Source organism: Pseudoalteromonas sp. A41-2, assembly GCF_015767615.1.
GTDB lineage: Bacteria > Pseudomonadota > Gammaproteobacteria > Enterobacterales > Alteromonadaceae > Pseudoalteromonas > Pseudoalteromonas lipolytica.
The window spans coordinates 1,429,073-1,454,133 of record NZ_CP065231.1 but is presented as its reverse complement, the minus strand read 5'-3'; the positions used below and the strand labels follow the sequence as shown (position 1 = coordinate 1,454,133).

Sequence of the window (25,061 nt, the reverse complement as noted above, 5' to 3'; positions counted from 1 at the left end):
GAATGCAAAATCCAGCTTATTTCGGTGAATTTGGTGGTATGTTCGTACCACAACTGCTTGTACCAGCACTTAAGCAATTAGAAGCAGAGTTTAATAAATCACAAAACGATCCTGCTTTTCAGGCAGAATTTGAAAAATTATTGAATGAGTACGCAGGTCGTCCAACGCCATTAACGTTAACCCGAAACTTAATAAAAAACCCCAAGGTTAAATTGTATTTAAAGCGTGAAGATCTCCTTCACGGTGGTGCACACAAAACCAACCAAGTACTGGGCCAAGCGTTATTAACAAAACGCATGGGTAAAAAAGAAGTGATTGCAGAAACAGGGGCTGGTCAGCACGGTGTTGCAACAGCACTTGCGTGTGCCCTACTTGGTTTAAAATGCCGCGTTTATATGGGTGCAAAAGATGTTGAGCGTCAGCAGCCTAACGTGTTTCGTATGAAGTTAATGGGCGCAGAAGTTATACCTGTAACAGCCGGTTCTGGTACGTTAAAAGACGCAGTAAACGAAGCACTTCGTGATTGGTCTGCAAACTACAAAGATGCCCATTATTTGCTAGGTACAGCAGCAGGTCCGCATCCATTCCCGACCATGGTTCGCGAGTTCCAAAAAATGATCGGCGAAGAGGCAAAACAGCAAGTATTAAAAGCAGAAGGCCGTTTGCCTGATGCCGTATTAGCCTGTGTAGGGGGTGGCTCAAATGCCATTGGTATGTTCACTGATTTTATCGATGAGCCAAGTGTAAAACTCATTGGTGTAGAGCCTGCGGGTAAAGGCTTAGATACCCACCAGCACGGTGCTACTTTATGTAAAGGCACGAAAGGTATTTTACACGGCACCTATACGTACATTATGCAAGATAATGATGGCCAAATTGAAGAGTCTTACTCTGTTTCTGCTGGCCTTGATTACCCTGCGGTGGGTCCTCAACACGCTCATTTACATGAAACAGGCCGAGCTCAGTACGTCGGTATTACCGATACCGAAGCACTTGAAGCATTTCAGCTCCTTGCTAAAAATGAAGGGATCATCCCTGCGCTAGAATCGAGTCATGCACTGGCTTATGCACTGAAATATGCCGAGCAACAAACCGAAGACACAATTTTAGTGGTTAATTTAAGTGGCCGAGGCGATAAAGATTTGGCTCACGTTCACAGTGTTTTATCAGAAGGAGGCGCGCTATGAGCCAAACTAATCGTTACGGACACATGTTCGCCACATTAAACGAGACAAACCAAGGTGCGTTTGTGCCCTTTGTCACCATTGGCGATCCTAATAAAGAGCTCAGTGTAGAAATCATCAAAAGTTTGATAGATGGCGGCGCAGATGCGCTTGAGCTAGGTATCCCGTTTTCAGATCCAATTGCCGATGGCCCAGTTATTCAAGCAGCGAACATTCGCGCACTTGATGAGAACATAAATACCCAAGACTGTTTTGATATTATTAAACAAGTACGTGAATACAATGCCGACATTCCCATCGGTTTATTACTGTATTCAAACCTTGTGTTTAAACGGGGCATCGAAAAGTTCTATCACGATGCAAAAGACGCCGGTGTTGATTCAATTTTAGTGGCTGACGTGCCGCTGCACGAATCAAAGCTGTTTCGTCAAACGGCAATGAAAAATGGCATTGACCCAATTTTTATCGCAACCCCGAATGCCGATGACGACACCTTACGTCAGTGTGCATCTTATGGCCGTGGTTATACCTACTTGCTTTCACGCGCGGGGGTTACGGGCACTGAAACCAAAGCACAAATGCCTGCTGATTCATTGGTTAAAAAGTTAAAAGAGTACCATGCAGCCCCTGCTTTGCTCGGCTTTGGTGTATCAACACCTGATGATGTGAAATCGGCGCTTGAATCGGGTGCTGCTGGTGCAATTTCAGGCTCTGCGGTTGTAAAAATCATCGAAGCAAACCTTGACGACCAAGCAGCAATGCTAAGTGGTTTAAAGGCGTTTGTTGCCAGTATGAAAGCGGCAACGAAGTAACGCGCAACCAATATTAAAAAAGGGCCCTGTGGCCCTTTTTTGCTTCTTATGACTAATGATGACGATGAACGCCTTCTTTTATTTCCTCAATAAACTTACGATTGAACGCCTCTAAGTCAGCAGGACTGCGGCTTGTTACAATCCCTTCGTCGACACACACTTCTTGGTCAACCCAATTGGCACCAGCATTAATTAAGTCGGTTTTAATGCTCGGATAAGAGGTCACTTTCCGATCACGTAATTTGTTAATCTCGGCTAATAACCATGGGCCGTGGCATATCGCCGCAATCGGTTTGTTCTTACCGGCACTGAAGAAGCCATCCACAAATGCTTTTGCATCGCTATCTTGTCGTAACGTATCTGGATTAAATAATCCACCTGGCAGTAATAACGCGTCATACTCCGTTGAATCAGCTTCACTCACAACACGGTCTACAGTGACACGCTCCCCCCATTGATTTTCATTCCAGCCTGTAATATCCCCACGTTCAAGAGATACCACTTCGACTAGCGCCCCAGCTTCTAATAAAGCGCTTCGGGGTGACAGTAGTTCGCTTTGTTCAAAGCCATTGGTGGCTAGAATTGCAATCTTTTTACCATTAAGTTGGCTGTTTAAATCTGACATGTTACCTCCTTATTACTGTGAAACTACACCAGTAAAAGCAGACAACATGCCAAGCTTAATACATTGATATTATTGAAATTAAATTTAATGAGTTGCGACAAGCTCTGTAAATACTACAGTGCCTTTGCAAATCCTACTTAAAGAATATCCTTTAAAGCTTTGGCAGGCTTAAAAACAGGTTTATTTGCGCCTTCAATTTCAATTTCTTCACCCGTTTGTGGATTGCGGCCTTTACGTGCTGGGTAATAACTTAAAGCAAAGGTACCAAACCCGTTAATTTGTACTTGATCACCTTCTGAGAGTGATTTTTCAATGGCATTTAACATACTATTCAGCGCTGCTTGGGTGTCTTTTTTAGTTAATTCACTGTGGGCTGCCATTTGTGACACTAAGGCGGCTTTATTCATAAACTGCTCCAAAATACGCCGCTTAATCATCTAAGGTTAAGCGGAAAAAGATAAGGTAAAACAACCTAAACACGGGTTTAGGTTAAATTGGCTCGGCAGGCTAAGCGTTAAGGAAAGCTAAGTCAACCTTGTATCTTAGCCAATATATTGATACAACCCATTATCTTTTTAAATGAGAGCATTTTAAAATCTATGCATGCAATTATTGAATATATTCCGCTGATTCTGTTTTTTGCGGTTTTCAAACTCGTTGATATTTACTGGGCAACAGCAGTACTTATGCTAACTACCTTGATACAAGTTGCGTATTGTTATTTTAAGGAAGGTAAAGTACCGACTCGCCACTGGGTCTTTTTTGCTATTGCCGTCGTGCTAGGAACATTAACGTTAGTTTTCCATGATGAGCAATTTGTAAAATGGAAAGCCACAATTGTATACGCAATTTTAAGTTTCACCTTATTATTTAGCCGTTATGTACTTGGTAAAAACCTCGTAAAAAAAGCATTGAGTTCAATTTTAGAAAATGCCTCAGAAAGTAAACAAGAAGTCATTGTTCCCGACTCCTTGTGGAATAAACTAAATTTATTCTGGGTGGCTGTTACAGCGGGTATCTCAGCACTTAATATTTATATTGCTTATAATTTTTCACTCGATTTTTGGGTTAACTTTAAAGTATTTGGTTTAATGGGTATCACCTTTGTTTGCGTACTTGCGACCATTATCCTGCTGTTCAAATACTTACCCGAAGATGACGAAAACACCGATACGAAAGAACTGTAATGTCATAAAACTGTCGTCTTAGCTTGGTAACGTAAACAAAAAACGCGCTGAGACGACATTGAACGCCAATCAATACCGCTGGTTTGAATTTACCCTCATATTTGTTTCGCTTCCGCTTTTAGGCTTCTTGTTACGCGCACACCTTGCGAATTGGCTGATACCCGCCCTAATCATTTTAATGAGTGTCTGCGGGATGTTACTGTTATCAGACCCCCACTTTAAGCGCTTTCGTTTAACCAGTCTTGGTCAATTTAGTGCCGTTAAGCGCAGGCTATTTAGCTTTTTCTTTTTAGGTGCACTCTTTTCAGGTATGTTTTACGGCATCATAAATCAAGAAAATTGGTTTTCATTACCCCGAAACTCATTCAACGACTGGCTGTTATTGTTGCTGCTTTATCCTATTTTATCTGTGATGCCACAAGAGCTGATTTTTAGGACGTATTTTTTTCACCGTTATAAACGCATTATGCCAAGCAAAACAGTGCGGATTTTTGTGAGTGCTTCAGTCTTTGCCCTCGCTCATATTGTCTATGCCAATGTACTTGCGGTACTGCTTGCCTTTATGGGCGGCCTGTTGTTCTCCTATACATATGCGAAAAGCCGCTCCACTTTTGTTTGTGTTATCGAGCACAGCTTATGGGGGCTTTGGATGTTTACTTTAGGACTGGGTGATGTTTTAGATGCAGGGGCTATTTAGCGAATATAAAAAAGCCGCGCAAGGTGCGCGGCTCAATAACGAACGGGTTTTTAAAATCCGAAAATACTAAATGCAAAGAACTTCGTTGCGACAGTATTTACAAATATAAGCAATAAAATAGCCGGAATAAATGTTGATAAAGAGAAGTTCACATACTTTTCTGTAAAGCTGCCTATATAACCTTCACAACCTTGGCTTAACTCTTCAGATAGATTTGCTTTTTTCCAGCGATACATAACGAACAAGCACACCATTAAACCATTCAGCGGCAAAATAGTATCGTAGAACACGTCATAAACAATATCGAATAAGCTTTTATCTGCGCCACCATAATTTACAAACGACGTTAACGACTCCACCATACCAAACGACATGGTGCATAAAACCGTTAAAACACCTGTTGAAAGCGTTAAAATAGCTAACGCTTTTTTACGGCTAATACCTTTACGATCGCTTAGCGTTGCTGTTGGTACTTCAACAATTGAAACCAATGACGTAATTGCGGCAAAAAACACCAATAAGAAAAATACAAAAGCAACGACCGACGCACCAAAGTATCCGATGTCAGCTTGAAGAGCTAACAGAATTTTGGGTAAGTACACAAAAATCATTGATACTGATGAATCTGATAACGTACTTGGATCTGTATTTGGGTTAAAACTAAAAATAGCAGGTAACACCATAAGACCAGCAATAAATGCCACTAATGAATCCGTGACCGCGACCATTTTTGCACTGCCAACAATGTCATCTTTCTTAGAAATATACGACGCATAGGTCATTAAGATACCCATACCTAACGATAAAGAGAAAAACGCTTGAGCCAATGCCCCATTTAATACGCTAGCATCCATTTTACTGAAATCTGGAACGATGTAATATTTAACACCCGCCATAGCATTATCAAGGGTTAATACATAAACAACTAAGGCCGTTAAAAGTACAAAAAGCGCTGGCATCATAAACTTCGCGGCTTTTTCAATACCTTCTTTAACACCACCCACCAGAATTAAATTTACAATAATGGCGACAACAGCCATGTAACCAAACACAGTATAACTGTTTATAAACGTGCCAAAATTATCTGGCTGAGCGAGTGCATCTAAATTACCCAATGCAGTTTGCGATAAATAACCAAAAATCCACACTGTGATTACCATATAAAAAACAGCAATCATAAATGGCGTTAATACTGCTAAAAAGCCTGCAAAGTTCCATTTAGGATCGTTACCCGCTAAAAGCTTGTACGAACCAAGGGGATCTTTTTGCGCCTTGCGACCCATTGCCATTTCGGCCATCATTACCGGTAAACAAATAAAAATGACAAACAGTGCATAAACTAAAAGGAAAGCGCCACCGCCATTTTTAGTTGCCGAAACTGGAAAACCCACTAAGTTACCAATTCCTACAGCAGAACCCGCTGCCGCTAAAATAAAACCGAGGCGGGAGCTAAAATGCTCGCGTTTTTCGCTCATTTAAAAACCTTATTATTATTTTTTCAATCCCGCGACTCTACCAGTGTTACACCGCGTATTTCAAGCTTTATAAGTTAAAGCTATATGCCCAGCTGTAAAGATTATTACGCGAATAACTTCTCGTCTATTGACAAGAATATGCTACTATTTTCAAAAATTACTTTGGGAACACACCATGTTGTATATGATTTATTCAACAGATGTTGAAAATAGTTTAGAGGCACGTAAGTCTGCACGTCCTGCTCACTTAGCTCGCCTGCAAGAGTTAGCCGATCAAAACCGATTATTCACTGCGGGCCCATTGCCAGCAACTGACAATGAAGATCCTGGCGAAGCTGGATTTACTGGCTCTTTAGTCGTTGCAGAGTTTGAATCATTAGAAGCGGCTCGCGAATGGGCAGCCAACGATCCTTATATCGCTGCGGGCGTTTATGATAATTCTGTGGTTAAGCCGTTTAAAAAAGTATTTGGTTAAGCCCTTTTAGGCCTGAACTTAACTGAAGCAACAATTCAGTGTTTGTTCACTGCTTATTAACTAAAATTTGCTCGTTGAATCACTTAATTTAACGTTTTTACTTGAGTTTTAGTTAATTGGTTAATTAAACTAAAAGGGTCTGGTTTAGGAGTTCCCCATCATGCGCATATTGTTAGCCTTCAGTTTTAGCCTACTATTTGCACTTTCAAGCTATCAAGCTGCTGCAAATAACAAGCAACCTGCTGAGGTGACTAAAAAGCAAGCTGTTGTTATAGCTAAAAAAGCTGAAGATGGCCGAACCCTCAAGATCACAGAGCAAGAAAAAATATATACCGTGAGAATTTTAAAAACGAACGGCCATGTGGTTGATGTCCACGTGAACAAAAAAACTGGCGAAGTGAAAAAGGATTAAGAATGCGAATTTTAGTAATTGAAGATGATTTACATTTAGCAGACAACCTTCGTAATGCTCTAGAAAAAGAGCGTTATAGTGTAGACCTTTGTCACGACGGTGAAGCTGGTTTATTTCATATTACAGAGTACCCGCTTGATATGGCTGTGGTCGATCTTGGCTTACCAAAAATTGATGGTATTGAGCTAATCAACAAAGCACGTGCTCAGGGTATTACAATCCCTATTTTGATTTTAACAGCACGTGACCGTTGGCAAGATAAAGTAGAAGGCTTAGATGCTGGCGCAGATGACTATTTAACAAAACCATTTCATGTTGAAGAGTTAATTGCCCGTTGTAATGCACTTATCCGCCGCAGTGCAGGTAAAGCAAACCCAGAAATGACAGCCGGCCCGATAAAAATCCATACCCGCTCACAACAAGTCTGGGTTAATGACAGAGAATTAAGCTTAACGGCATACGAATACAAAGTGTTAGAGTACTTGATGGTTAATCCGCAAAAAGTGATCTCAAAATCTGAGTTAACTGAGCATATATACGACCAAGACTTTGACCTTGACTCAAACGTTATCGAAGTTTTTGTTTTACGTTTGCGTAAAAAGCTTGACCCTGAGGGTACATTGAACCCTGTTGAAACATTACGCGGCCGTGGTTACAGGCTTAAAAGTCAGTGGTAGCATCGCAAATTCCGCTTAAAGTAAGGCAAGGATTTATCCTTGTCTTTGTTTTATTGGTCGCTTTACCCATTTTATTTTTCTCAATTGGTAAAGCTTATTATGCCTCCCTAGTAGAAGCGACCGAAAAAACCCTTGAAGCTCACCTTTACTCATTGATCTCTGAAGTTGATTTCACCGAGCGTGGTATTGTGATGCCAAGCACAATTTTAACGCCAGAATTAAACCGATTAAATTCAGATACCTATGCAATGATTTACCGAGGTGATTTACCCGTCTGGTATTCTGAGTCAGCCACAAATATTAATTTTATTCCCGATAACTTTGAAGCGCCTGCAGGCTCAGCTGATTTTCGCCGTGTAGAGTACAATAATGTTGTGTACTGGCAATTAACGCTCACCGTTATATTAGAAAACATCGATCAATCAGAGCATGCTCGCTTCATTTTGCTCAAACGCAACGACGCTCTATTGCGTTTAATGGATGGTTTTAAACAAACACTCGTCAATTGGATGTATGTAATGGGGGTAGCCATTGCGGCATTGATGGCAATCGGCTTTGTTTGGAGTGCGCGACCTTTACAACGGTTAGATAAAGAAATTAAAGCGATTGAATCGGGTGATAATCAACAAATAAAAGGGCTTTACCCTGTTGAGCTACAAACAATCAAAGCCGATTTAAACCTTTTGCTTGAATCACAGCAGCGACAAAAAGAACGTTACCGTGCTTCACTCAGCGACTTGGCGCATGCCCTAAAAACACCGCTGGCTGTATTAAAGTCGAGCCCTTTAGCCAATGACGCAGATGCACAAGAACAGCTAGACCGCATAAATGTGATGATCGAACATCAATTAAAACGCGCTGCAACGGGAGCATCTGACACGTGGAAAAAGCAAACCCACATCAAACCTGTTATTGATTCTATCCTAAGTGCAATGACTAAAGTGTATCGTGATAAAGATATTATTTTTACTTCAGAGGTGAGCGAAAAAGATTACTTCTTAGGGGATAAAACTGATTTAATGGAGCTACTTGGGAATTTAATTGATAATGCATGTAAAGCCTGCCGTTCTCAGGTCGATATAAAGGTTATACAAAATAAAACGTTAACGGTGAGTATCTGTGATGACGGCCCGGGTGTCCCACACGATAAGCGTGAATCGTTATTAACACGTGGCACACGTCTAGACACTTACGAGAGCGGTCATGGGGTGGGTATGGCCATCGTTTCCGATTTAGTAAACTCCTACAATGGCACACTAACAATCAGCGATGCTGAAAAACTAGGTGGTGCAGAGTTTATCTTAGAGTTTAATTATCATGATAAAAAATAGACCTTCTTTAATCAGTTCATCAGCCCTAATAAGCTTACTCGCCCTCAGCTCGCATGCAATCGCAGATCAAAACTGTGTGCTTAAAGGCAATCATCCTGATGAAACTAGGCATTATATTCAATGCTTAGATCAAACCATTGAAGATTTACAACGTGACCATAAAATGTGGGTCAACAAACTTACAATGGATATCGAAAAAATTAAAGAAGAGACAGGTAATAGTCAAATTTTGCCTATTTTTCAGCGTAGTTTAAAAAACCAAGAACGTTATTTAGAAGACAGCTGTCGTTGGCGCTACTTACAAAAAATGCCAAATGCAACAACAGCGGCAATTACCTATAAACACTGTGAGATTGAGATTTTAGAAAATCATATTAAAGTTTTACAACGACCATTAAATTAAAAAAGGCGCTTAAGCGCCTTTATTAATCTTCTAGTTTTAACTCTTCACCATTACCAAGCAAAGTAGCAAGCCAGCGCCCTTCTTGACTTGTCTCTAGCGCAATTTTAACGATCATCGTAAGCGGTACCGACAACAACATACCTACAGTACCCATGAGCCATCCCCAAAATATTAACGATAAAAAAACCACCAGCGTTGATAAACCAAGGCCTTTACCCATAAATTTTGGTTCAACAATATTTCCCATTACAGTGTTAATAACGAGATAACCACCGGCAATAAAACTGGCCACCAGCGGGCCCTGGGTTATCAGCGCCAATAATACTGCAGGTATCGCGGCAATAATCGACCCTATATTAGGAATGTAGTTAAACATGAAAGCAACAACACCCCACAGCACAAAATAATCAACATTAAGCGCCCAAAGCATAAAACCAGCCAGCAGACCCGTGCCTAGGCTCACCATCGTTTTTATGGCTAAATAGGAGTTAATTGAGTCTAAGAAACGGTCAATTTGCTTCATTTTCATTTCGGGGTCATCTAATGCCAAATGTATCTTTTTGCCCAACATAGGGCCTTCAAACAGCATGAATACTACGGTTAGAATAATCAAAAATAGATTTGCCATTACACCACCCAGCCCCGTTAGCATGTTAGTGGCAACATCGATTATTTTACCTGGATCAAACAGTGATATTATTTGTTCTTTGTCTATCAAAATGTTGTAACGCGCGGCAACATTTACTACCCACACAAATTCTTCTTTTAATTGCGCTTTATATTCTGGGAGATTCTTCGAGAAATCTGTCATCGATTGCCCAACCAACCCGGCAAGACTGATCCCCACACCAACAATTATCATCATTACAAATATCACTGCTATCGCTTTGGGGATGCCATATCGGGCAAAAAAACGAATTAAGGGATTACATATAATGGCAATAAATGCCGCCAAGACAAATGGAATAACAATCACACTTGCAGCTTTAATTCCTGCTAGAACAATAACTAATGCAGCAAATATCACTAAACTCTTATTAACACCCGTCAAACTCGACAAAATAAAATCCTTGTAAACTATTTCCCCCAGTGTAAGTGAAATGAGCAACAAAATAAATCACAACGCACTTGGCATAATAAGTGCTTAGCATATGTACGAAATTTGTACAAATTATAATATTGAGTTACCATGCGTTGAAGGCGCTTAAAAGGAGTTATAAATGTCACATTTATCAGAACAAGAGCTCTCTTTTTTCAACAGCCTATTTGAGGCAGAACACGGTGTAAAAGATTTAACAACCGACACTAAAATATCTGTTAACTTTAATTTACCCGACAAGCTGAATGGTCTGTTAAACAATGCCAAGCTAACCTTACTTGCTGAAGTGGGTATTTATCAATTGTGGTTTCCACTTGAGTTTATTGTTGACGACAAAGGGCAAGTTACCCCCACGTTAAGTGCCCCCGAAGTGATCGATACAAAAGGAATTGAACGCAGCTGGCGTACCCCCAACCTAGAATTGCAAACAGAACAATACCTGATTATTTCACTGTCTAGCACGGGCGTATTGTTGCAACCCAAAAATGCTGAGGAAACGCTCGATAAAGAAATTTTACTCGCTTTTAATCTGCCGAATAATGAGCATGTCGTCATTAGTGCAAAACCTGTGCGTGTCACAAGTAATGGCGTTGCAGCTAAAATAGAAAAAATTTGCGAAGGTGAAGACGCTATGCGTCAATACTTGTTTGATATTCATAAGCATCATCATGCAAAACTGTATGAAGAGGAAAATATTTCCACTGACCTTATCTAGTTGCAGGCTATGCTGAGCTTCGTTAAGCTTGGCTTTTTTGCACCTAAATCCAAAAAGGTATTTTATGAATTATCCTATCGGAACCCCTGGTAAGCCATGGAACGACGCAGATAAAAAAGCATGGCTTGAGTTACAATCTGTCAAGCGAAGCTACCAAGATGATGTTGTTTCACAATTAGACGCCTTATCAGCTCACTTCGATATTGAGCAGTATGGTGCACTAAGTTATGACACCGAAAACTACCCTCTTTACATTCTAAAAAGTAAGCATTGGCAAGCAGATAAACCGTGTGTGCTGATAACCGGAGGTGTTCATGGCTATGAGACAAGTGGCGTTCATGGTGCACTAGCCTTTGCTAAAACAAAAGCAGCTGACTACCTTGAACATTTTAATATCTTGGTTGCGCCGTGTATTAGCCCATGGGGTTACGAAACAATCAACCGCTGGAATCCGAACGCAACAGATCCTAATCGTTCATTTTATAAAAATAGCCCCGCAGAAGAATCAGCAGCTATTATGTCTTTTTTAGCAAAGCATGATATCGCACCGTTAGTGCATGTTGATTTGCATGAAACAACCGATACCGATAACAGTGAGTTTCGTCCAGCGCTGGCAGCCCGAGATGCAAAAACCCACGATAATTGGAACATTCCTGATGGTTTTTACCTTGTTGCAGACAGTGAACGACCGCAGGATGCCTTTCAAACCGCAATCATTAAAGCCGTTGAAAAGGTAACACATATTGCTCCAAGCGATGAAAACAACCAGCTCATTGGTGTTGTACAAACTCAATTTGGCGTCATAAATTACGAGGCGAAAAAATTGGGTTTATGCATGGGTTTAACCAATGCAAAATATGTTACTACCACAGAGGTATACCCTGACAGCCCACACGCTAACGATACAATTTGCATCAATGCTCAAGTCGCTTCTATTACCGGAGCACTTGATTACGTTGTTAATAATTAGTTAGTTATAAATCAATTATGTTGCATATAAATTATACACATACGGACGTAATGCAGGTAAATTATTAATTAAAATAAACAATAGCGAAAAAGTTATGCTTTTTCGCTATTGTTCAAAAAATCGCTAGACACGCACTGCAGATTGTATAAAATTCGCGCTCTTTTAATTAGATAGGGAAGCAAATTGAATTTTAAGAATCACTATGGCAGTGTCGCTATAATCACTGATGGCCCCATTATTATTGGGCAATTTTCTGGTAATATTAATGCACGTTTGGTCAACGACTTCGCGGCTGGATTAAAAAAACATATTTGCGATTTAGCTGGAAAACCGTGGGCATACATTAGTCATTCAACAAATTTATATGCAACTACCCCAGATGCTGAGCACGGTTTTGTCAGCTTATTAAAAGAGTTGAAAGATACCAATTGTAAAGCCACCGCGTTTATATTTAGCTCATCCATTGTGCTAAACCAAATGAAGCGTGTAATTGCTCAAGCACAATCACCGATTCAAATTCTAGACTGTTTATATGATGATTTAGACAGTGCAAAGGCCTATGTTCTAAAACAACTAGAGTTAGCAGAAATGGCTTGTTAAAAACAAGCCATTTAATACCAATGTGCAAAAATACTTAATCTTTTTGAGTGATTAAACCAGTCGCTACCTGCGTTAAAAATGTCTGGTTTCAAACACCTAAATAACTAAATTTTTGCCTTGTTATCAACGCGGTTTTATTGCCTCAAAATAGACCACTTAATTAAGCACAATGGTATAGGTAGCCACTGTTTAATCTCTGTAGAATTTACTTTCTTTCGTTATGCCAATACTCGCATCTTCCAGTGCTTGTATATGAAAACGAATTGATGTCACTTTTGATTTTAACCCATAGCCATCTGCAACAACAGTCACTGGCACTCGCTTCATTTTACCGGCTTCAATTAAAATTGACTCTGGTACTTGCAACACTGCCCCATCAATTCCTGAAATGCCAATCGTATAATTTAACGGCTGCTGTGTTTTATTGATAATCGACAACGTGTAAGGATTCTCAACTAGCCCTTCAAAGTTAACCCGATATAAAGCGTTTCTATCCCTTATCACTGATGCTTCGATTGGCGTACGCATTGCTGTCCATACAACCATAGCTAAAATAAACAAAGCTGTTAGACCACCATAACCAAGTAGCTTCAACCTAAATGGATTTGTCGTTTCACCATCCATTTGCTTTTCAGAAGCATATTTTATTAACCCTTTTGGATAGTTAAATTTTTCCATTGTACTATCACAAGCATCAATACATAACCCACAGTTGATGCACTCGTATTGCAAGCCATTACGAATATCGATGCCAGCAGGGCAAACTTCAACACATAGATTACAGTCAACACAGTCACCTAGCCCAAGTGCTTTAGGGTCGGCTTTACGTTTACGTGCACCACGTGTTTCTCCCCTTTGTTGGTCATAAGTTACCACTAACGTGTCTTTATCAAACATCACTGATTGAAAACGAGAGTAAGGACAGGCGACAGTACACATTTTTTCACGTAAAAAACCCGCATTGCCATACGTACAAAATGCAAATAAAAACACCCAGAAGCTTACAATACCTGACATTTCAAGCGTAAATAAACTCATGTATAACGACTTTGCAGGAATAAAGTACGCCATAAAAGACATCGATGTGATTAATGAAATAAGTAACCACGCAGCATGTTTAATCACTTTTTTTTGTACTTTTGTTGCCGACCAAGGTGCCTTATCCATTTTTATACGTTGGTTTCTCGATCCTTCTATTTTTTGCTCAACCCATGTAAACATTAACATCCAGATTGTTTGCGGACAGGTGTAGCCACACCATACTCGCCCTAACCAATTCGTAACGAAAAACAAGGCAAATGCACCAGTCATAAATAACATAGCTAAAATCATAAAGTCTTGGGGTAATAGCGTTAGGCCAAACAAGCTAAACTTTTGACTCGCAACGTCTAATAGCACTGCTTGGTGACCTTTATAAGGTATCCATGGAATCGCTATAAATATAAGCATTAAAACCCATCCAAGGTATCGACGAATACGTTGAAAACGGCCTTTTTGCTCACGAATATAAATGGGACCCTCTTGATTATAGGGCTTGATGATTAGGTCTTGCTCTTTGATTTCTAATTTCATTTTGCTACTTACTGTTAGTCTCGGTTCTAACAAGTAAGAGCAACAATCAGGCCAACAACAAAACACACATAACACATTGAAAAATAACGATATAAAATATATAAAACGCCTTAATTTCGTGAAATACCGCGAGCTTGCGTGATATTTCGCGCCTTAGTATTTAATACCTAGCTTTTTCATTTTTGATCGCAGAGTACTTTCTGGCAACTCAAGTAATGTCGCAGCACCATCCTCACCAGAAATTTTGCCATGACACTGCTTGAGTACAGTACAAATATGCTGTTTTTGCGCGGCATCAAGTGAAAGTACCACACCAGAAGCAGGGTCTTTATCACTCAACGCAGATGATAATTGCAGAACATTTTGTTTTGATAGAATTGCTTCACGCTCAAGTATGTTTTGTAATTCACGAATGTTGCCAGGCCACTCGTAGTTAGCAAGCTGTGCCAAGGTTGTTTTTGTAAGACCTTTAAAGTGTTTGCCAAGACGCTTATTAAGCTGGTTAATAATATTAGCAGCAAGCAAGGGGATATCTTCTTTTCGCTCACGCAATGCTGGTACGCGAATAGGAAATACATTTAATCGGTAATAGAGATCCATACGGAAACTTCCCTGCTCTACCATCTGCCATAAGTTTCGATTTGTGGCTGCAATAACACGAATATTCACAGTTAAAGTGTGTGTTCCCCCTACGCGCTCAAACTCATGTTCTTGTAATACTCTCAAAAGTTTACTCTGTAATTCAAGCGGTAGCTCTGCTATTTCATCTAAAAAAAGCGTTCCGTTATCAGCTAACTCAAAGCGACCTTTCCTGCGTTCATTCGCGCCTGTAAACGCCCCTTTTTCATGACCAAATAATTCAGATTCGATCAAATTTGCTGAGAATGCAGCACAATTTACTTTGATAAAAGGTTGCTCAGCTCTCGTACTCAAACGATGTAAGTTACGTGCGACAAGTTCTTTACCTGTGCCATTCTCCCCCAAAATAAGCACTGTGCTGTTTGTTTGGCTGACAAGGGTAATTTGTTCAAGCATCGTTTGAAATGAGTGACTTTTTCCAACAAGACCCGAATCTTGCCAATCTTCATTTAACTCAGAAATAAGATAAGCATTCTCTTCTTGTAATTGTTCAGATAAATGCTGTACTTGCGCCAATGCATCACGCAAAGCGAGTTCAGTTTGCTGTTGTTTTGAAACGTCGCGAAAAATCGCGACAGCCCCTATCAGCTCACCATTCTTATAGACAGGTGTTGAGGTGTATTCTACTGCAAAATGGCTTCCATCTTTGCGCCAAAACACCTCATCGGTTACATGCCGGTGCTTGCCATCAAACATGGTGCAATATATCTGACATTCGTCGGCAGGATATGGCGAGCCATCTTTTCTAGTATGATGATGATATTGATGAATTTTTTTACCTAATAACTCATCGGCATGCCACCCCGTCATGCGCTCTGCAGCAGGGTTAACAAACACCGCATTGCCCGATAAGTCAAAGCCATAAATCCCTTCACCTACCGCATTGAGTAATAATGTTGGGTCGTTTAAAAATTCCTTAATCATACATAGGCTCCACTCGCGAAATATCACGAGCATTATGACAAGCTTTTAATTAGCAAACAAGTAAAGTAATAAAGGACTGTTATACCAATTGGCTTAATTAAGTGGTCTATGTTTAGGCAATAAAACCGCGTCAATAATAAGGTAAAAATGTCGCTATTTAGTTGTTTTCGGCAATTGCTCCTGCATTGCTCTACCTCCTGCATCCATGCAGTGGTAAATCAGATATTTTTGTCGCAGGTGGCACAGGTTTTACCACTCAAAATGATTATCTATTTTTACGAATTGGTGATAGTCAGTTGGCAACTAAGTTTGACGTTTACAAAATTACACTGACGTTTTTAGAAAAACGACTTAACTATTTTTAAATTGACGCACTCAATACATTAAAAAAGCGGCATTTTGCCGCTTTTTACACTGCTTGCTGATACCCTTTCTAGAGAGTAGGTACTAAGAGAATTTCACCCTGTGATACTTTCATATCCAAAGGTAACTTACTTAGTAGTGCCACTTTAGGGTCATTCATATTTAGTTTATAAACTGGATTAACGGCTAAAAAGCTATTTATAACTTGCATCGCTTGCTCATCTAGTAAGTTTAAATTACCTTTAAACCCAGCAGTATCGACCGTGGTGTCTATTAATTTCACATTACGAAGAAACACCGCTTTTTTCTCACTGTCATAGAAAGGACTGCCTTCGATTTTTAGTTTTAATCTTACTGGGTATTTAAGTGCAAACGCTTTAATCACTGCACTTGAGTCTGCGCCTAAAACGACTACGTCGCGTTTATCTGGACCAACGTTAACACTTAAGTCATTTACTGAAAAATCAACTGGCAAACCCATCAACTTAATTTGTTCACTGAGTTTTGGTAACTGATTTGCAAGTGCAGTTTCTATTTCTGAATTTGTAAATGAATAAACAGAGACACCTTGATCTGTGCTCTTACACGCCCCTAAAAATAAACACGTAAGTAATATTAAAATTCTCATTTTTTTCCTCAAAAAAGCCGCTTTAAAAGCGGCTTAAATCAACCATGTTAACTTATTTAATCTTTCAATAATCAAGATAAGTAGGATATGACACCCCACTTATCTTGAGAGAAAACTAAATACCTTAATCGATTGCTATTAATCGTTAAATTGCGAATATAACTTTAAGCCTAGCTAGTGTGTCAGGTGAAACTGAACCTTCACTGACCGCTAAAAGTTGTTTTAAATAGTAGTAAACATCAGCCTGTTCGCCACGATGCTTATCATCAAGCATTGCAACTTGCTCTGTCATACGTAATTGGCTATCGGCTGATTCAACCCCTGCTAAAATTTCAATACGTGTCAACAACTGCTGCGCAGTTAATGCTGTTGTTAACGAAGCCTGAAATTGAGCCGGTATAGTACTGCCCTCTTCTAGGGCACTAAACAAAGCAGCTAGCTTTGATTGTTCAGCTTGTTTACCAAGCACCTCTGTTTTCGCCGCGATGGCACTTTCTAATTGCGCAACTCGACCACTAAGTGATTTAGAGTAGTCTAATGCCGATAATTTAGCCGCTAAGTCTTTAAGTTGTGCTAAGTGAACCACACTGCCTAACGCAGACTCAAGCTCGGTTAATTCCACTGCAGCGACTTCATCATTATGCTGTTGAGCTTGCTTTTGTATTTCAAACTCTGCGCTACGCTTTGCAAATGTCTCATCGTTGACACGTCTAAATTGCTGCCATAACGTGTTTTCTGCTTTCATGCCAGCAAAACCAATTGTTTGCCATGTTTGTTGCAATGCCTTTAATTGCTGACATGCGGTTGCAAGGTCGTCAGATTGAGAAAGTAGTGTTGCCTGCTCAACGAGGGCACTTTTCTGTTCCGCATTGGCTTTGTGAAATGCTGCTAACTTCGCATTCACTTGCGACTGAACCGTTTTGAACTCGCTGTGTAATTCACGATACGTTTTAGGGTCTACATTACCCGCAGAACGCCATGATTTACTGATGCGGTTATACTTACTTTCAAACTGTTTCCAGTCAAAATCATCGGTCTGTGCATCAAGCTCAGCTAATTGCTGCATTTGTGCAATAATATCTAAACGCTGTGTTTTTGCGTGCTCGCGCAACTGCTCTTGCTCTGCAAAATACTCACGACAAGGCGTGAACAACACTTCAATGTGTTGATCAAAAAGTTCACCCTGCTGTTTTTCGGCATCAGTATCTAAACGACCTAATTCATTCCAACGACGGCGTAATTGTTTAACTTGCTCAGCACGCTGTTTAGGATCGGTACATGGCGTTGCAACAAGCTCACTGACCTCTTGTAAAATAGCGTCGCGCTTCGGCGCCGATGCATATTTTTGCCAGTCTTTCGCTTCTGCTAGCTGTGCCTCAAGATCTGCTTTTAATGTATTTAATGGCTGCTTATAAGACTCAGTTAATGTCTCATATAACTCTTCAAATCCTTTAAAAACACCAAAGGCAACATTAAAACGACCTTGATCAATCAAACGTTTAACATCACGTGCTTTGCGCTTCGCGGCTTGTTGGTTTTTGTCAAACTTACTCGTTAATGGCAACATAGCATGTTGCCACGCTTTCACACATTCCGTTAAGTTAGCTTTAAAGCGCCCTTGTAGGCGAGACGGGATATGCGAGAGTTTTTTTCGCGCGAATTTGCTTTTCTGCTCAAACTCTTTATTTAGCGTATCAAACTGTGTTTCATCGTCGCTTGTCGTAACCGCAGATAAAGCATCGAATGCCGCTTTATAGTCAGCAATTGCAGCAACTAACTGCGGTAACTGCTCCACTTGTTTAAACAAATTCGCTAAATGCTGTTTCACATCACGTACATTTTGATTGTCAGCAAGCTCAGTCTCAGCAAGTGCCTCTTTTGCTTGACTTACTTTCGCTTCAAGCCAATCTTGCTGTATTTGTTCTGGGGTCTCTAGACCGAGCTGTAATGCATTTTCAATTTCTTCGCCTAGCGCTTCTAAAGTAGCCAGTGCTAACACTTGACGCTGTTGCTCTGCAAGCTTTTGCTGTTGCGCCTCATGCTCTTTGCTAAGCATCGCAAGATGTGTATCTAACTTTGCGATAATGGCTGAGTATTTTTTATCTAATAAGTTGACTTGTTCATCCGTTAGCCACTTTAACTCGATGGCCTGCCATTGCTGTAGTAAATCAGCATGTTGCTGAGATACTAGGTTGAAATCACTTTTTTCACGCAGTGCATTAAGTTTAGCAAGTACAATTCGGGTATCAGCTTCAACTTTAGCCGGCATTTCAGCGGCTAAACGCTCATTTTCTAAATGGGCAGCAAGTTGCGTATGCGCTTCACCTTTAGCATGTTTCAAAAGTGGTTTAGACAGTTGGTGTTGAATTACAAGTTCAACTAATTTGAGCTGTAACTCTTCGCTTCCTTCTTTGAAAGCTTTATCAACTAGGTTTGGGTTAGCTAAGCGTTTTAGTAACTTAACACGTACTTGAATTTCTTTTTCTGCAAACGCGAGTTTTTCAAGTGTTTTAACGGGTGCAAAACGTTCAATGAATTCGTTTTTTATGCTCTCATCAAGCTGACTGTCGGTGTTTAACACCGCTTGATTTATATGCTGTTCGGCAATCTCTTTTAATGCCTGATCTTGTTTATATACTTGCCACCATAAAACAATATCATTTACTTTATTCAATGCTTTTTTACGGATTTCTGCTGAACTGTCTTCAAGCGCGATGCTATTCAAAATGTTGACATCACGTTCTGAGTCAAGGCGTTCAACAGCAGCCAAACGAACTTGGCTCTTAGGGTGTTTCCATTTCGGTGTAAATAGGTGTTTAAAGATCATTTTCACTAAACCTAGCTATTTCATTTTCAGATGCGAATTCTTTTTGCAATTGAGCTTTGCTCTTTTGCACCATTTCACCATTGGCACCAATGGTAAACTGCTCATTGGTCTGCGAAACTTTAGCTTGATAAAGCATCACGAGTTGAACGGTTTGTTGTTTTTGCTCTTCAGTCAATACTGTGCCATCAGGCCATTTGCCTGTTGATGCGCCATACTGAAGACGTTCAAATACTTCTGGGGTGATATTCTTAACGATGTGATCAATATTCATGTTACTTTTTCTTTTTTAAAACAACTAAATAGATACGGCTTACAATATACCATACAAAGCCTACTGCCATGGCTGCCGAATAGGCATACCACTCTAAAGATTCTGCTTCAGGGTGAATAAAGTAATAACAGAAAAAGCCCCCTAAAAATAAAATCAGTGCGAGGAAAGAATGATTCATAAACTTTTGCTGTTTACGAATGCGCGTTTCTTTTTGCATTTGCTGCAACTGCTCATTGCTCAGCTCAGTGACTTGGCACTCACAATGAGGACATTGTTTATGTTTGTCAGATATTGATTTTGCACATTGCGGGCAACTAATAATCGCCATATCTTTCTCCATACTACGCATAAAAAAGGCGCCTTTAGGCGCCCTTTATTGTACTTGTTTTATGAGTCGATGTCTTTTTCGAATTGCATTCAATCGTGAAGATTCGAAAATAGTAATAACTAAGACGCTCTAACCCACACTTTAAGTTTATTGCTTTAGCAACTTATAATTTATCTTTTGCCTTTTGTTCAAGGCGTTTTTCCCAGAATGTGGCATTTTTAATCCCTAACTTAATAGGGTCAAATGTAATTTCGCCACCGGCTTTCTTTTGCTCTTCATAATCGCGTAAACAATTAAGCGCAGGCTTAGCCACGAAAAAGATAGCTAAAATGCCCACAATATTAATCCACGCCATTAAGCCAACACCGATATCACCAATAGCCCAGATATACCCAGAGCTATTAACCATACCGTATGCCACCATAAACATAATAACGAGCTTTACAAGAACAAGTGGAATGCTCCCCTTGAAGTAACGATTTAAGTAAGCAACGTTTGTCTCTGCGATATAGTAATAAGCAAGAATTGTCGTAAATGCAAAGAAAAACAACGCAATACCAACAAACGCCTGGCCAAAACCACCAAACACACTAAATAATGCCATTTGCGTAAAGGCTGCTGAGCCAATTTCAGTTGCTGCATCAACGTTTTGAACAATAAATTGCCCTTCAGGTAATTCACCTACGATATTATATTGTTGAGTAATTAAAATCATTAATGCCGTTGCTGTACATACAAAGATAGTATCAACATAGACTGAAAAAGCTTGCACTAACCCTTGTTGTGCTGGGTGATCAACCTCAGCGGCTGAAGCAGCATGCGGCCCCGTACCCTGACCCGCTTCATTTGAGTATATACCGCGTTTTACACCCCAACCTATCGCTGCACCAAAGCCCGCTTGAGCCGTAAATGCGTCAGTAATAATAAGTGAAAAAATACCCGGTACTTTATCAAGGTTTATAAATACCACGATTAAAGCAAGAACAATGTAACCAAGAGCCATAAATGGCACAACGATTTGAGTAAAGTTGGCAATACGTTTAATGCCACCAAAAATAATGAATGCTAACACAATCAAAATGATCGCAAGTGCAACCAGTTTAAAGCTACCAACATCACCAAAACTTGTGCTCACTAATGTACCTTCGCCAAACACTTGGGTAAATGAGTTACCTACCGCATTCGCTTGTACACCTGGTAAAAATACACCGCATGCGATAATTGCCGACACAGCAAATAGCACTGCTAACCACTTTTGTTGTAAGCAACGATCAAAGTAATAAGCAGGGCCACCGCGATACTGGCCATCTTCTTCTGATTTATAAATTTGACCTAGTGTTGATTCTGCATACGCGGTACTGGCTCCTAAAAATGCCACGACCCACATCCAAAAAATAGCACCGGGGCCACCAAAACCAATTGCTGCAGCTACACCTGCGATGTTACCAACACCAACACGGCCTGATAACGAAACTGCCAAAGCTTGAAATGATGAAATACCGGTATTAGAACTGTTTGAGCTTAGTAGCAACTTACACATTTCTTTGAAATGTCTAACTTGAGCAAAACGGGTTAAAACGGAATAAAACAGACCTGCGCCAAGACATAAATAGATGAGTGCACTACTCCAGACTACGTCATTAACGGCGCTTACAAAAGCTTCCATGGATATCCTCTATGATTATATTTTTTATTGTTAGTTACGATACTCGGCGTTATCTTGTGAGAATGCGCGACATACATATAGATGCGAGAAATAAATACTAAGATTAATTTACTTCTCAGCTAAACGTATTGAATATTAACTTAAATCAACCAACCTTGTTAACAGTTAATTTTCAATATAACAAATCTAATTACGTGATATGTAGCAGAAACAAGGACGGGCATCAGTATTCGCTGATGCCCGTCATTGGATTAGACTCGTTATCGTAATTTATCGACAACGTTAACAATGGCCGCTAGTGTATCTTGACCAAATTGATACGAGCGACGATCTGACCAGCCATAGTCAGGATCTGGTAAATCGTTATTATCTTTAAATGGCATTTCAACAGTGTACGCCAAAGCATTAAACTCATGAGCAACTGCAGAAGAACCAACCGTTAAGTTCGCTTGGCCTGGTTCATCTTTCGGATAACCGTGCTCATCTTGGAATTCAGGTGTCACTGTTAATAGCGCTGCTTTGAAGCTGTCTTCAAGCTCTTTTAAGCGGTCATCGTATCCCGGAATGCCTTCGCTGCCCGCAACAAAGTTATATGGAATAGCTTCGTCACCATGAATATCTAGGTGCATATCAAGGCCTGTTTCACGCATTTTATTTAGCACTAAGAATACTTCAGGGCTATTTTCCATGCTTGGCGTTTGCCATTCACGATTTAAGTTCACGCCTTTAGCATTGGTACGCAGATGACCACGAACGCTGCCATCTGGGTTCATGTTTGGCACAATGTAGAACACCGCTTTTGATAAAAGTGCAGCGGCATGTGGGTCTTCATCATCAAGTAATTTATGTAGTAAACCTTCAACGTACCACTCAGCCATCGTTTCGCCTGGGTGTTGGCGTGCAGTAATCCAAATTGTTTTCTTATCACTGCTTGGAATACCAACACGTAGCACACTCATGTCACGACCATCTAACGTTTCGCCGAGTGTTTCAAGCTCACAAGCGTGCTGGCTTTGTGCCCATGCTAATAAATCTAAATGACGGTCATAGCTGTATGGCGCAAAATACGCGAAATACACGCTGCCACACTCTGGTTCCATTTCAAATGATAGTGTGCCATTTGCGTACTCTGAAGGGACACGGAACCACGTTTGACGGTCGTAAGACGCAACAGCATGGTAACCTTCCCAACCATCTGGGTAGGCTGAATTTTCTAAGTTGTTGATATGTAACTTGTGGTTTTGAAATGGGGTTGTTTCTAGACGAAAGTGAAACCACTGGAAAAAATCAGACTGATTATCTTTATTGATTTCTAATTGAATATTCAGCGGGTCAACGGCTTCAATAACCTTGATGTTACCACTGTCAAAATTGCTGGTAATTTTCATTCTATAAACCTATTGCTTAAAAATAATTCTTAACGACGTAGTCATTAGATAAGAATTAAGTCAACGCACCGATTAGGACGTTTTGTTAGTAATATGTAGCAGACTAAATACAGCCTACCACATGCAGAAAATTTGCAAAAACTTTCACGACTAAAAAAGCCAGCAATATGCTGGCTTTTAAATTTATCACGTTAGTTATTAGCGAGGTAAGCTTGGGAACGTTACTTCAGCCATATCACGCATACAACGTACTACTTGGCAGCTATAACCAAACTCGTTATCGTACCAAACGTAAAGTACAACACGGTTGTCATCAACAATCGTCGCTTGTGAATCTACAACACCTGCATAGCGGCTGCCCACTAAGTCTGTAGATACGATTTCTGTTGATGCTGTGTAATCGATTTGGTCACGTAAATCTGAATGCAGCGCAGTATCACGTAAGAAAGCATTTAACTCTTCAACGGTTGTGCCTTTTTCAAGGTTAAGGTTTAAGATAGCCATTGATACGTTAGGTGTAGGTACACGGATAGCGTTACCCGTCAGTTTACCTTCAAGTTCAGGTAATGCTTTTGATACAGCTTTAGCAGCACCTGTCGAAGTGATAACCATGTTAAGTGCCGCAGCACGACCACGACGCTCAGCACTGTGGTAGTTGTCGATTAAGTTTTGGTCATTTGTATAAGAGTGAACCGTTTCAACGTGGCCATTCTTAATACCAAACTTATCGTTTAATGCTTTAAGCGTTGGTGTGATTGCATTTGTTGTACAGCTTGCTGCACAGACAATTTTATCTTCAGGCTTGATATCTTTGTTATTTACACCGTAAACGATATTTTTAATATTACCTTTCGCAGGCGCAGTTAAAAGTACTTTTGAAGCGCCTTTTGATTCTAGGTGAAGTCCAAGACCTGCTTCGTCTTTCCAGATACCAGTATTATCAACGATAAGCGCGTTGTCGATACCGTATGCAGTGTAATCAATTTCGTTAGGTGAGTTAGCATAGATAACTTGGATGTAGCTACCGTTCGCTTTAATTGCATTGCGCTCTTTATCTATCGTAATAGAACCATTGAAAGGACCATGGATTGAGTCACGACGCAATAAACTTGCACGCTTTTCAAGGTCACCGTCTTTACCGCCACGTACAACTATCGCGCGTAAGCGTAAGTCTGCATAAGGACCTGATTTTTCAATTAATAAACGAGCTAACAAACGACCAATTCGGCCAAAACCATATAAAACAACGTCACGTGGCTCTTTACGCTCTGCATTCGCAATTTCAGCAAGCTCTTCAGTTAAATACTCTTCAACAGAACGGCCTTTAGCGGCATCGTTATATAAATAACCGTATGCTAATTTACCAATATCGATGCGTGCTGAGTTTAAATCCATTTTGCTGATGGCTTCTAAAAATGGGAAGCTCTCGCGCAAACGTAATTTAGTGCCTTCAAACTGAGCAACAGTTTTGTGGGCTTTGATGATATCGATAGGGCTAGCATTAACAAGCGGGCGGCCATAAACAGCAATTTCGATACCGCGGTTACGGTATAGGCGACCAATAATTGGTTGCATGCTTTCTGCGTAATCTTGGCGTTCTTGCCAGCTGTTTGTGTATTCTAACTCGTGAGATGAGGTCATTTTTTTTACCTAATTAAACAATTTTGAACGGATAGCCTTAAAAATATGCTGTGATTTGAGAGCAACACATCTCAGGCAGGGGTATTCTAATTTAAACTCAAATGATTCTCCACTGTTACAGAACAATTCATTGCGCTAGAATAAAGTCGTAT

General features: G+C 40.2%; 25 protein-coding genes. 12 read left to right on the top strand and 13 right to left on the bottom strand.

What is annotated here, in order from left to right; genetic code table 11:
- Positions 1-2: 2 nt before the first annotated feature.
- Positions 3-1,187, top strand: coding sequence for a tryptophan synthase subunit beta (trpB, locus tag IT970_RS06735; RefSeq protein WP_036969276.1), 1,185 nt, complete (start codon positions 3-5; stop codon positions 1,185-1,187).
- Positions 1,184-1,996 carry a tryptophan synthase subunit alpha gene (trpA, locus tag IT970_RS06730; protein ID WP_036968988.1) on the top strand — a complete coding sequence of 271 codons (813 nt, stop codon included), beginning with the start codon at positions 1,184-1,186 and terminating at the stop codon, positions 1,994-1,996. The genes trpB and trpA overlap by 4 nt, the downstream gene beginning before the upstream one ends.
- A 52-nt stretch (positions 1,997-2,048) precedes the next feature.
- Here the strand turns inward: trpA and IT970_RS06725 are convergent, their stop codons facing one another.
- Positions 2,049-2,621, bottom strand: a complete 573-nt coding sequence (locus IT970_RS06725) for a type 1 glutamine amidotransferase domain-containing protein (RefSeq protein WP_036968990.1) — start codon at positions 2,619-2,621, stop codon at positions 2,049-2,051.
- A gap of 137 nt (positions 2,622-2,758) precedes the next feature.
- Positions 2,759-3,028, bottom strand: coding sequence for an HU family DNA-binding protein (locus tag IT970_RS06720; RefSeq protein WP_065979805.1), 270 nt, complete (start codon positions 3,026-3,028; stop codon positions 2,759-2,761).
- 192 nt (positions 3,029-3,220) lie between these two features.
- Between IT970_RS06720 and IT970_RS06715 the strand changes: the two genes are divergently transcribed.
- Entirely contained in the window at positions 3,221-3,808 is a 588-nt protein-coding gene (locus tag IT970_RS06715; RefSeq protein WP_036969278.1) for an inner membrane-spanning protein YciB, read from the top strand.
- 58 nt (positions 3,809-3,866) lie between these two features.
- Positions 3,867-4,505 (top strand): CPBP family intramembrane glutamic endopeptidase, encoded by a 639-nt coding sequence (locus IT970_RS06710; RefSeq protein WP_036968994.1) that lies wholly within the window; start codon positions 3,867-3,869, stop codon positions 4,503-4,505.
- Between the two features lie 50 nt (positions 4,506-4,555).
- Here IT970_RS06710 and IT970_RS06705 read toward each other — a convergent pair whose 3' ends face one another.
- Complete coding sequence (locus IT970_RS06705) at positions 4,556-5,980, bottom strand: sodium-dependent transporter (protein ID WP_036968996.1); 1,425 nt, start codon at positions 5,978-5,980, stop codon at positions 4,556-4,558.
- Positions 5,981-6,155: 175 nt separating this feature from the next.
- On the opposite strand from IT970_RS06705, the gene IT970_RS06700 reads away from it, so the two are divergent.
- From IT970_RS06700 to IT970_RS06680, 5 genes are all read left to right on the top strand, one after another.
- Entirely contained in the window at positions 6,156-6,455 is a 300-nt protein-coding gene (locus IT970_RS06700) for a YciI family protein (RefSeq protein ID WP_036968998.1), read from the top strand.
- 160 nt (positions 6,456-6,615) lie between these two features.
- Positions 6,616-6,867, top strand: coding sequence for a PepSY domain-containing protein (locus tag IT970_RS06695; protein ID WP_074988345.1), 252 nt, complete (start codon positions 6,616-6,618; stop codon positions 6,865-6,867).
- 2 nt (positions 6,868-6,869) lie between these two features.
- Positions 6,870-7,544 carry a response regulator transcription factor gene (locus tag IT970_RS06690; protein WP_036969002.1) on the top strand — a complete coding sequence of 225 codons (675 nt, stop codon included), beginning with the start codon at positions 6,870-6,872 and terminating at the stop codon, positions 7,542-7,544.
- Positions 7,538-8,875: an ATP-binding protein gene (locus IT970_RS06685; protein WP_036969003.1), complete on the top strand. Its 1,338-nt coding sequence runs from the start codon at positions 7,538-7,540 to the stop codon at positions 8,873-8,875. Before IT970_RS06690 ends, IT970_RS06685 begins: the two co-directional genes overlap by 7 nt.
- The gene (locus IT970_RS06680; RefSeq protein ID WP_196857697.1) at positions 8,862-9,278 is read left to right on the top strand and encodes a hypothetical protein; all 417 of its coding nucleotides are present in this window, start codon (positions 8,862-8,864) and stop codon (positions 9,276-9,278) included. The genes IT970_RS06685 and IT970_RS06680 overlap by 14 nt, the downstream gene beginning before the upstream one ends.
- Before the next feature lie 22 nt (positions 9,279-9,300).
- Here IT970_RS06680 and IT970_RS06675 read toward each other — a convergent pair whose 3' ends face one another.
- Positions 9,301-10,338 (bottom strand): AI-2E family transporter, encoded by a 1,038-nt coding sequence (locus IT970_RS06675; protein ID WP_036969008.1) that lies wholly within the window; start codon positions 10,336-10,338, stop codon positions 9,301-9,303.
- Between the two features lie 160 nt (positions 10,339-10,498).
- Here IT970_RS06675 and IT970_RS06670 point away from each other — a divergent pair, with 160 nt between their 5' ends.
- The 3 genes from IT970_RS06670 (at position 10,499) to IT970_RS06660 (ending at position 12,662) form a co-directional block, all read left to right on the top strand.
- Positions 10,499-11,092 (top strand): hypothetical protein, encoded by a 594-nt coding sequence (locus IT970_RS06670; protein WP_065979804.1) that lies wholly within the window; start codon positions 10,499-10,501, stop codon positions 11,090-11,092.
- 64 nt (positions 11,093-11,156) lie between these two features.
- Positions 11,157-12,062, top strand: a complete 906-nt coding sequence (locus tag IT970_RS06665) for a M14 family metallopeptidase (protein WP_036969012.1) — start codon at positions 11,157-11,159, stop codon at positions 12,060-12,062.
- Between the two features lie 183 nt (positions 12,063-12,245).
- Positions 12,246-12,662 carry a hypothetical protein gene (locus tag IT970_RS06660; protein WP_036969014.1) on the top strand — a complete coding sequence of 139 codons (417 nt, stop codon included), beginning with the start codon at positions 12,246-12,248 and terminating at the stop codon, positions 12,660-12,662.
- Positions 12,663-12,851: 189 nt separating this feature from the next.
- On the opposite strand, the gene ccoG is transcribed toward IT970_RS06660, so the two are convergent.
- From ccoG to IT970_RS06615, 9 genes are all read right to left on the bottom strand, one after another.
- The gene (gene ccoG, locus IT970_RS06655) at positions 12,852-14,234 is read right to left on the bottom strand and encodes a cytochrome c oxidase accessory protein CcoG (protein WP_036969016.1); all 1,383 of its coding nucleotides are present in this window, start codon (positions 14,232-14,234) and stop codon (positions 12,852-12,854) included.
- 153 nt (positions 14,235-14,387) lie between these two features.
- Positions 14,388-15,797: a sigma-54 interaction domain-containing protein gene (locus tag IT970_RS06650; protein WP_036969017.1), complete on the bottom strand. Its 1,410-nt coding sequence runs from the start codon at positions 15,795-15,797 to the stop codon at positions 14,388-14,390.
- Positions 15,798-16,230: 433 nt separating this feature from the next.
- Positions 16,231-16,788: a DUF1439 domain-containing protein gene (locus tag IT970_RS06645; RefSeq protein WP_036969019.1), complete on the bottom strand. Its 558-nt coding sequence runs from the start codon at positions 16,786-16,788 to the stop codon at positions 16,231-16,233.
- A 145-nt stretch (positions 16,789-16,933) separates the two neighbouring features.
- Positions 16,934-19,615 carry a DUF349 domain-containing protein gene (locus tag IT970_RS06640; protein WP_196857696.1) on the bottom strand — a complete coding sequence of 894 codons (2,682 nt, stop codon included), beginning with the start codon at positions 19,613-19,615 and terminating at the stop codon, positions 16,934-16,936.
- Positions 19,605-19,886, bottom strand: a complete 282-nt coding sequence (locus IT970_RS06635) for a YeaC family protein (protein WP_036969024.1) — start codon at positions 19,884-19,886, stop codon at positions 19,605-19,607. The genes IT970_RS06640 and IT970_RS06635 overlap by 11 nt, the downstream gene beginning before the upstream one ends.
- Before the next feature lies 1 nt (position 19,887).
- The gene (locus IT970_RS06630; protein ID WP_036969280.1) at positions 19,888-20,214 is read right to left on the bottom strand and encodes a hypothetical protein; all 327 of its coding nucleotides are present in this window, start codon (positions 20,212-20,214) and stop codon (positions 19,888-19,890) included.
- 163 nt (positions 20,215-20,377) lie between these two features.
- Positions 20,378-21,880, bottom strand: coding sequence for an alanine/glycine:cation symporter family protein (locus tag IT970_RS06625; RefSeq protein ID WP_196857695.1), 1,503 nt, complete (start codon positions 21,878-21,880; stop codon positions 20,378-20,380).
- 260 nt (positions 21,881-22,140) lie between these two features.
- Positions 22,141-23,268: a M14 family metallopeptidase gene (locus tag IT970_RS06620; protein WP_074988356.1), complete on the bottom strand. Its 1,128-nt coding sequence runs from the start codon at positions 23,266-23,268 to the stop codon at positions 22,141-22,143.
- A 198-nt stretch (positions 23,269-23,466) separates the two neighbouring features.
- Positions 23,467-24,909 carry a glyceraldehyde-3-phosphate dehydrogenase gene (locus IT970_RS06615; RefSeq protein WP_036969029.1) on the bottom strand — a complete coding sequence of 481 codons (1,443 nt, stop codon included), beginning with the start codon at positions 24,907-24,909 and terminating at the stop codon, positions 23,467-23,469.
- Positions 24,910-25,061 lie beyond the last annotated feature (152 nt).

Bases quoted from the DNA above. Each gene is read 5' to 3' on its own strand.
- trpB (WP_036969276.1), top strand. From the start codon at position 3: ATGCAAAATCCAGCTTATTTCGGTGAATTTGGTGGTATGTTCGTACCA.
- trpA (WP_036968988.1), top strand. From the start codon at position 1,184: ATGAGCCAAACTAATCGTTACGGACACATGTTCGCCACATTAAACGAG.
- IT970_RS06725 (WP_036968990.1), bottom strand. From the start codon at position 2,621: ATGTCAGATTTAAACAGCCAACTTAATGGTAAAAAGATTGCAATTCTA.
- IT970_RS06720 (WP_065979805.1), bottom strand. From the start codon at position 3,028: ATGAATAAAGCCGCCTTAGTGTCACAAATGGCAGCCCACAGTGAATTA.
- IT970_RS06715 (WP_036969278.1), top strand. From the start codon at position 3,221: ATGCATGCAATTATTGAATATATTCCGCTGATTCTGTTTTTTGCGGTT.
- IT970_RS06705 (WP_036968996.1), bottom strand. From the start codon at position 5,980: ATGAGCGAAAAACGCGAGCATTTTAGCTCCCGCCTCGGTTTTATTTTA.
- IT970_RS06700 (WP_036968998.1), top strand. From the start codon at position 6,156: ATGTTGTATATGATTTATTCAACAGATGTTGAAAATAGTTTAGAGGCA.
- IT970_RS06695 (WP_074988345.1), top strand. From the start codon at position 6,616: ATGCGCATATTGTTAGCCTTCAGTTTTAGCCTACTATTTGCACTTTCA.
- IT970_RS06690 (WP_036969002.1), top strand. From the start codon at position 6,870: ATGCGAATTTTAGTAATTGAAGATGATTTACATTTAGCAGACAACCTT.
- IT970_RS06680 (WP_196857697.1), top strand. From the start codon at position 8,862: ATGATAAAAAATAGACCTTCTTTAATCAGTTCATCAGCCCTAATAAGC.
- IT970_RS06670 (WP_065979804.1), top strand. From the start codon at position 10,499: ATGTCACATTTATCAGAACAAGAGCTCTCTTTTTTCAACAGCCTATTT.
- IT970_RS06665 (WP_036969012.1), top strand. From the start codon at position 11,157: ATGAATTATCCTATCGGAACCCCTGGTAAGCCATGGAACGACGCAGAT.
- ccoG (WP_036969016.1), bottom strand. From the start codon at position 14,234: ATGAAATTAGAAATCAAAGAGCAAGACCTAATCATCAAGCCCTATAAT.
- IT970_RS06650 (WP_036969017.1), bottom strand. From the start codon at position 15,797: ATGATTAAGGAATTTTTAAACGACCCAACATTATTACTCAATGCGGTA.
- IT970_RS06645 (WP_036969019.1), bottom strand. From the start codon at position 16,788: ATGAGAATTTTAATATTACTTACGTGTTTATTTTTAGGGGCGTGTAAG.
- IT970_RS06640 (WP_196857696.1), bottom strand. From the start codon at position 19,615: ATGATCTTTAAACACCTATTTACACCGAAATGGAAACACCCTAAGAGC.
- IT970_RS06635 (WP_036969024.1), bottom strand. From the start codon at position 19,886: ATGAATATTGATCACATCGTTAAGAATATCACCCCAGAAGTATTTGAA.
- IT970_RS06630 (WP_036969280.1), bottom strand. From the start codon at position 20,214: ATGGCGATTATTAGTTGCCCGCAATGTGCAAAATCAATATCTGACAAA.
- IT970_RS06625 (WP_196857695.1), bottom strand. From the start codon at position 21,880: ATGGAAGCTTTTGTAAGCGCCGTTAATGACGTAGTCTGGAGTAGTGCA.
- IT970_RS06620 (WP_074988356.1), bottom strand. From the start codon at position 23,268: ATGAAAATTACCAGCAATTTTGACAGTGGTAACATCAAGGTTATTGAA.
- IT970_RS06615 (WP_036969029.1), bottom strand. From the start codon at position 24,909: ATGACCTCATCTCACGAGTTAGAATACACAAACAGCTGGCAAGAACGC.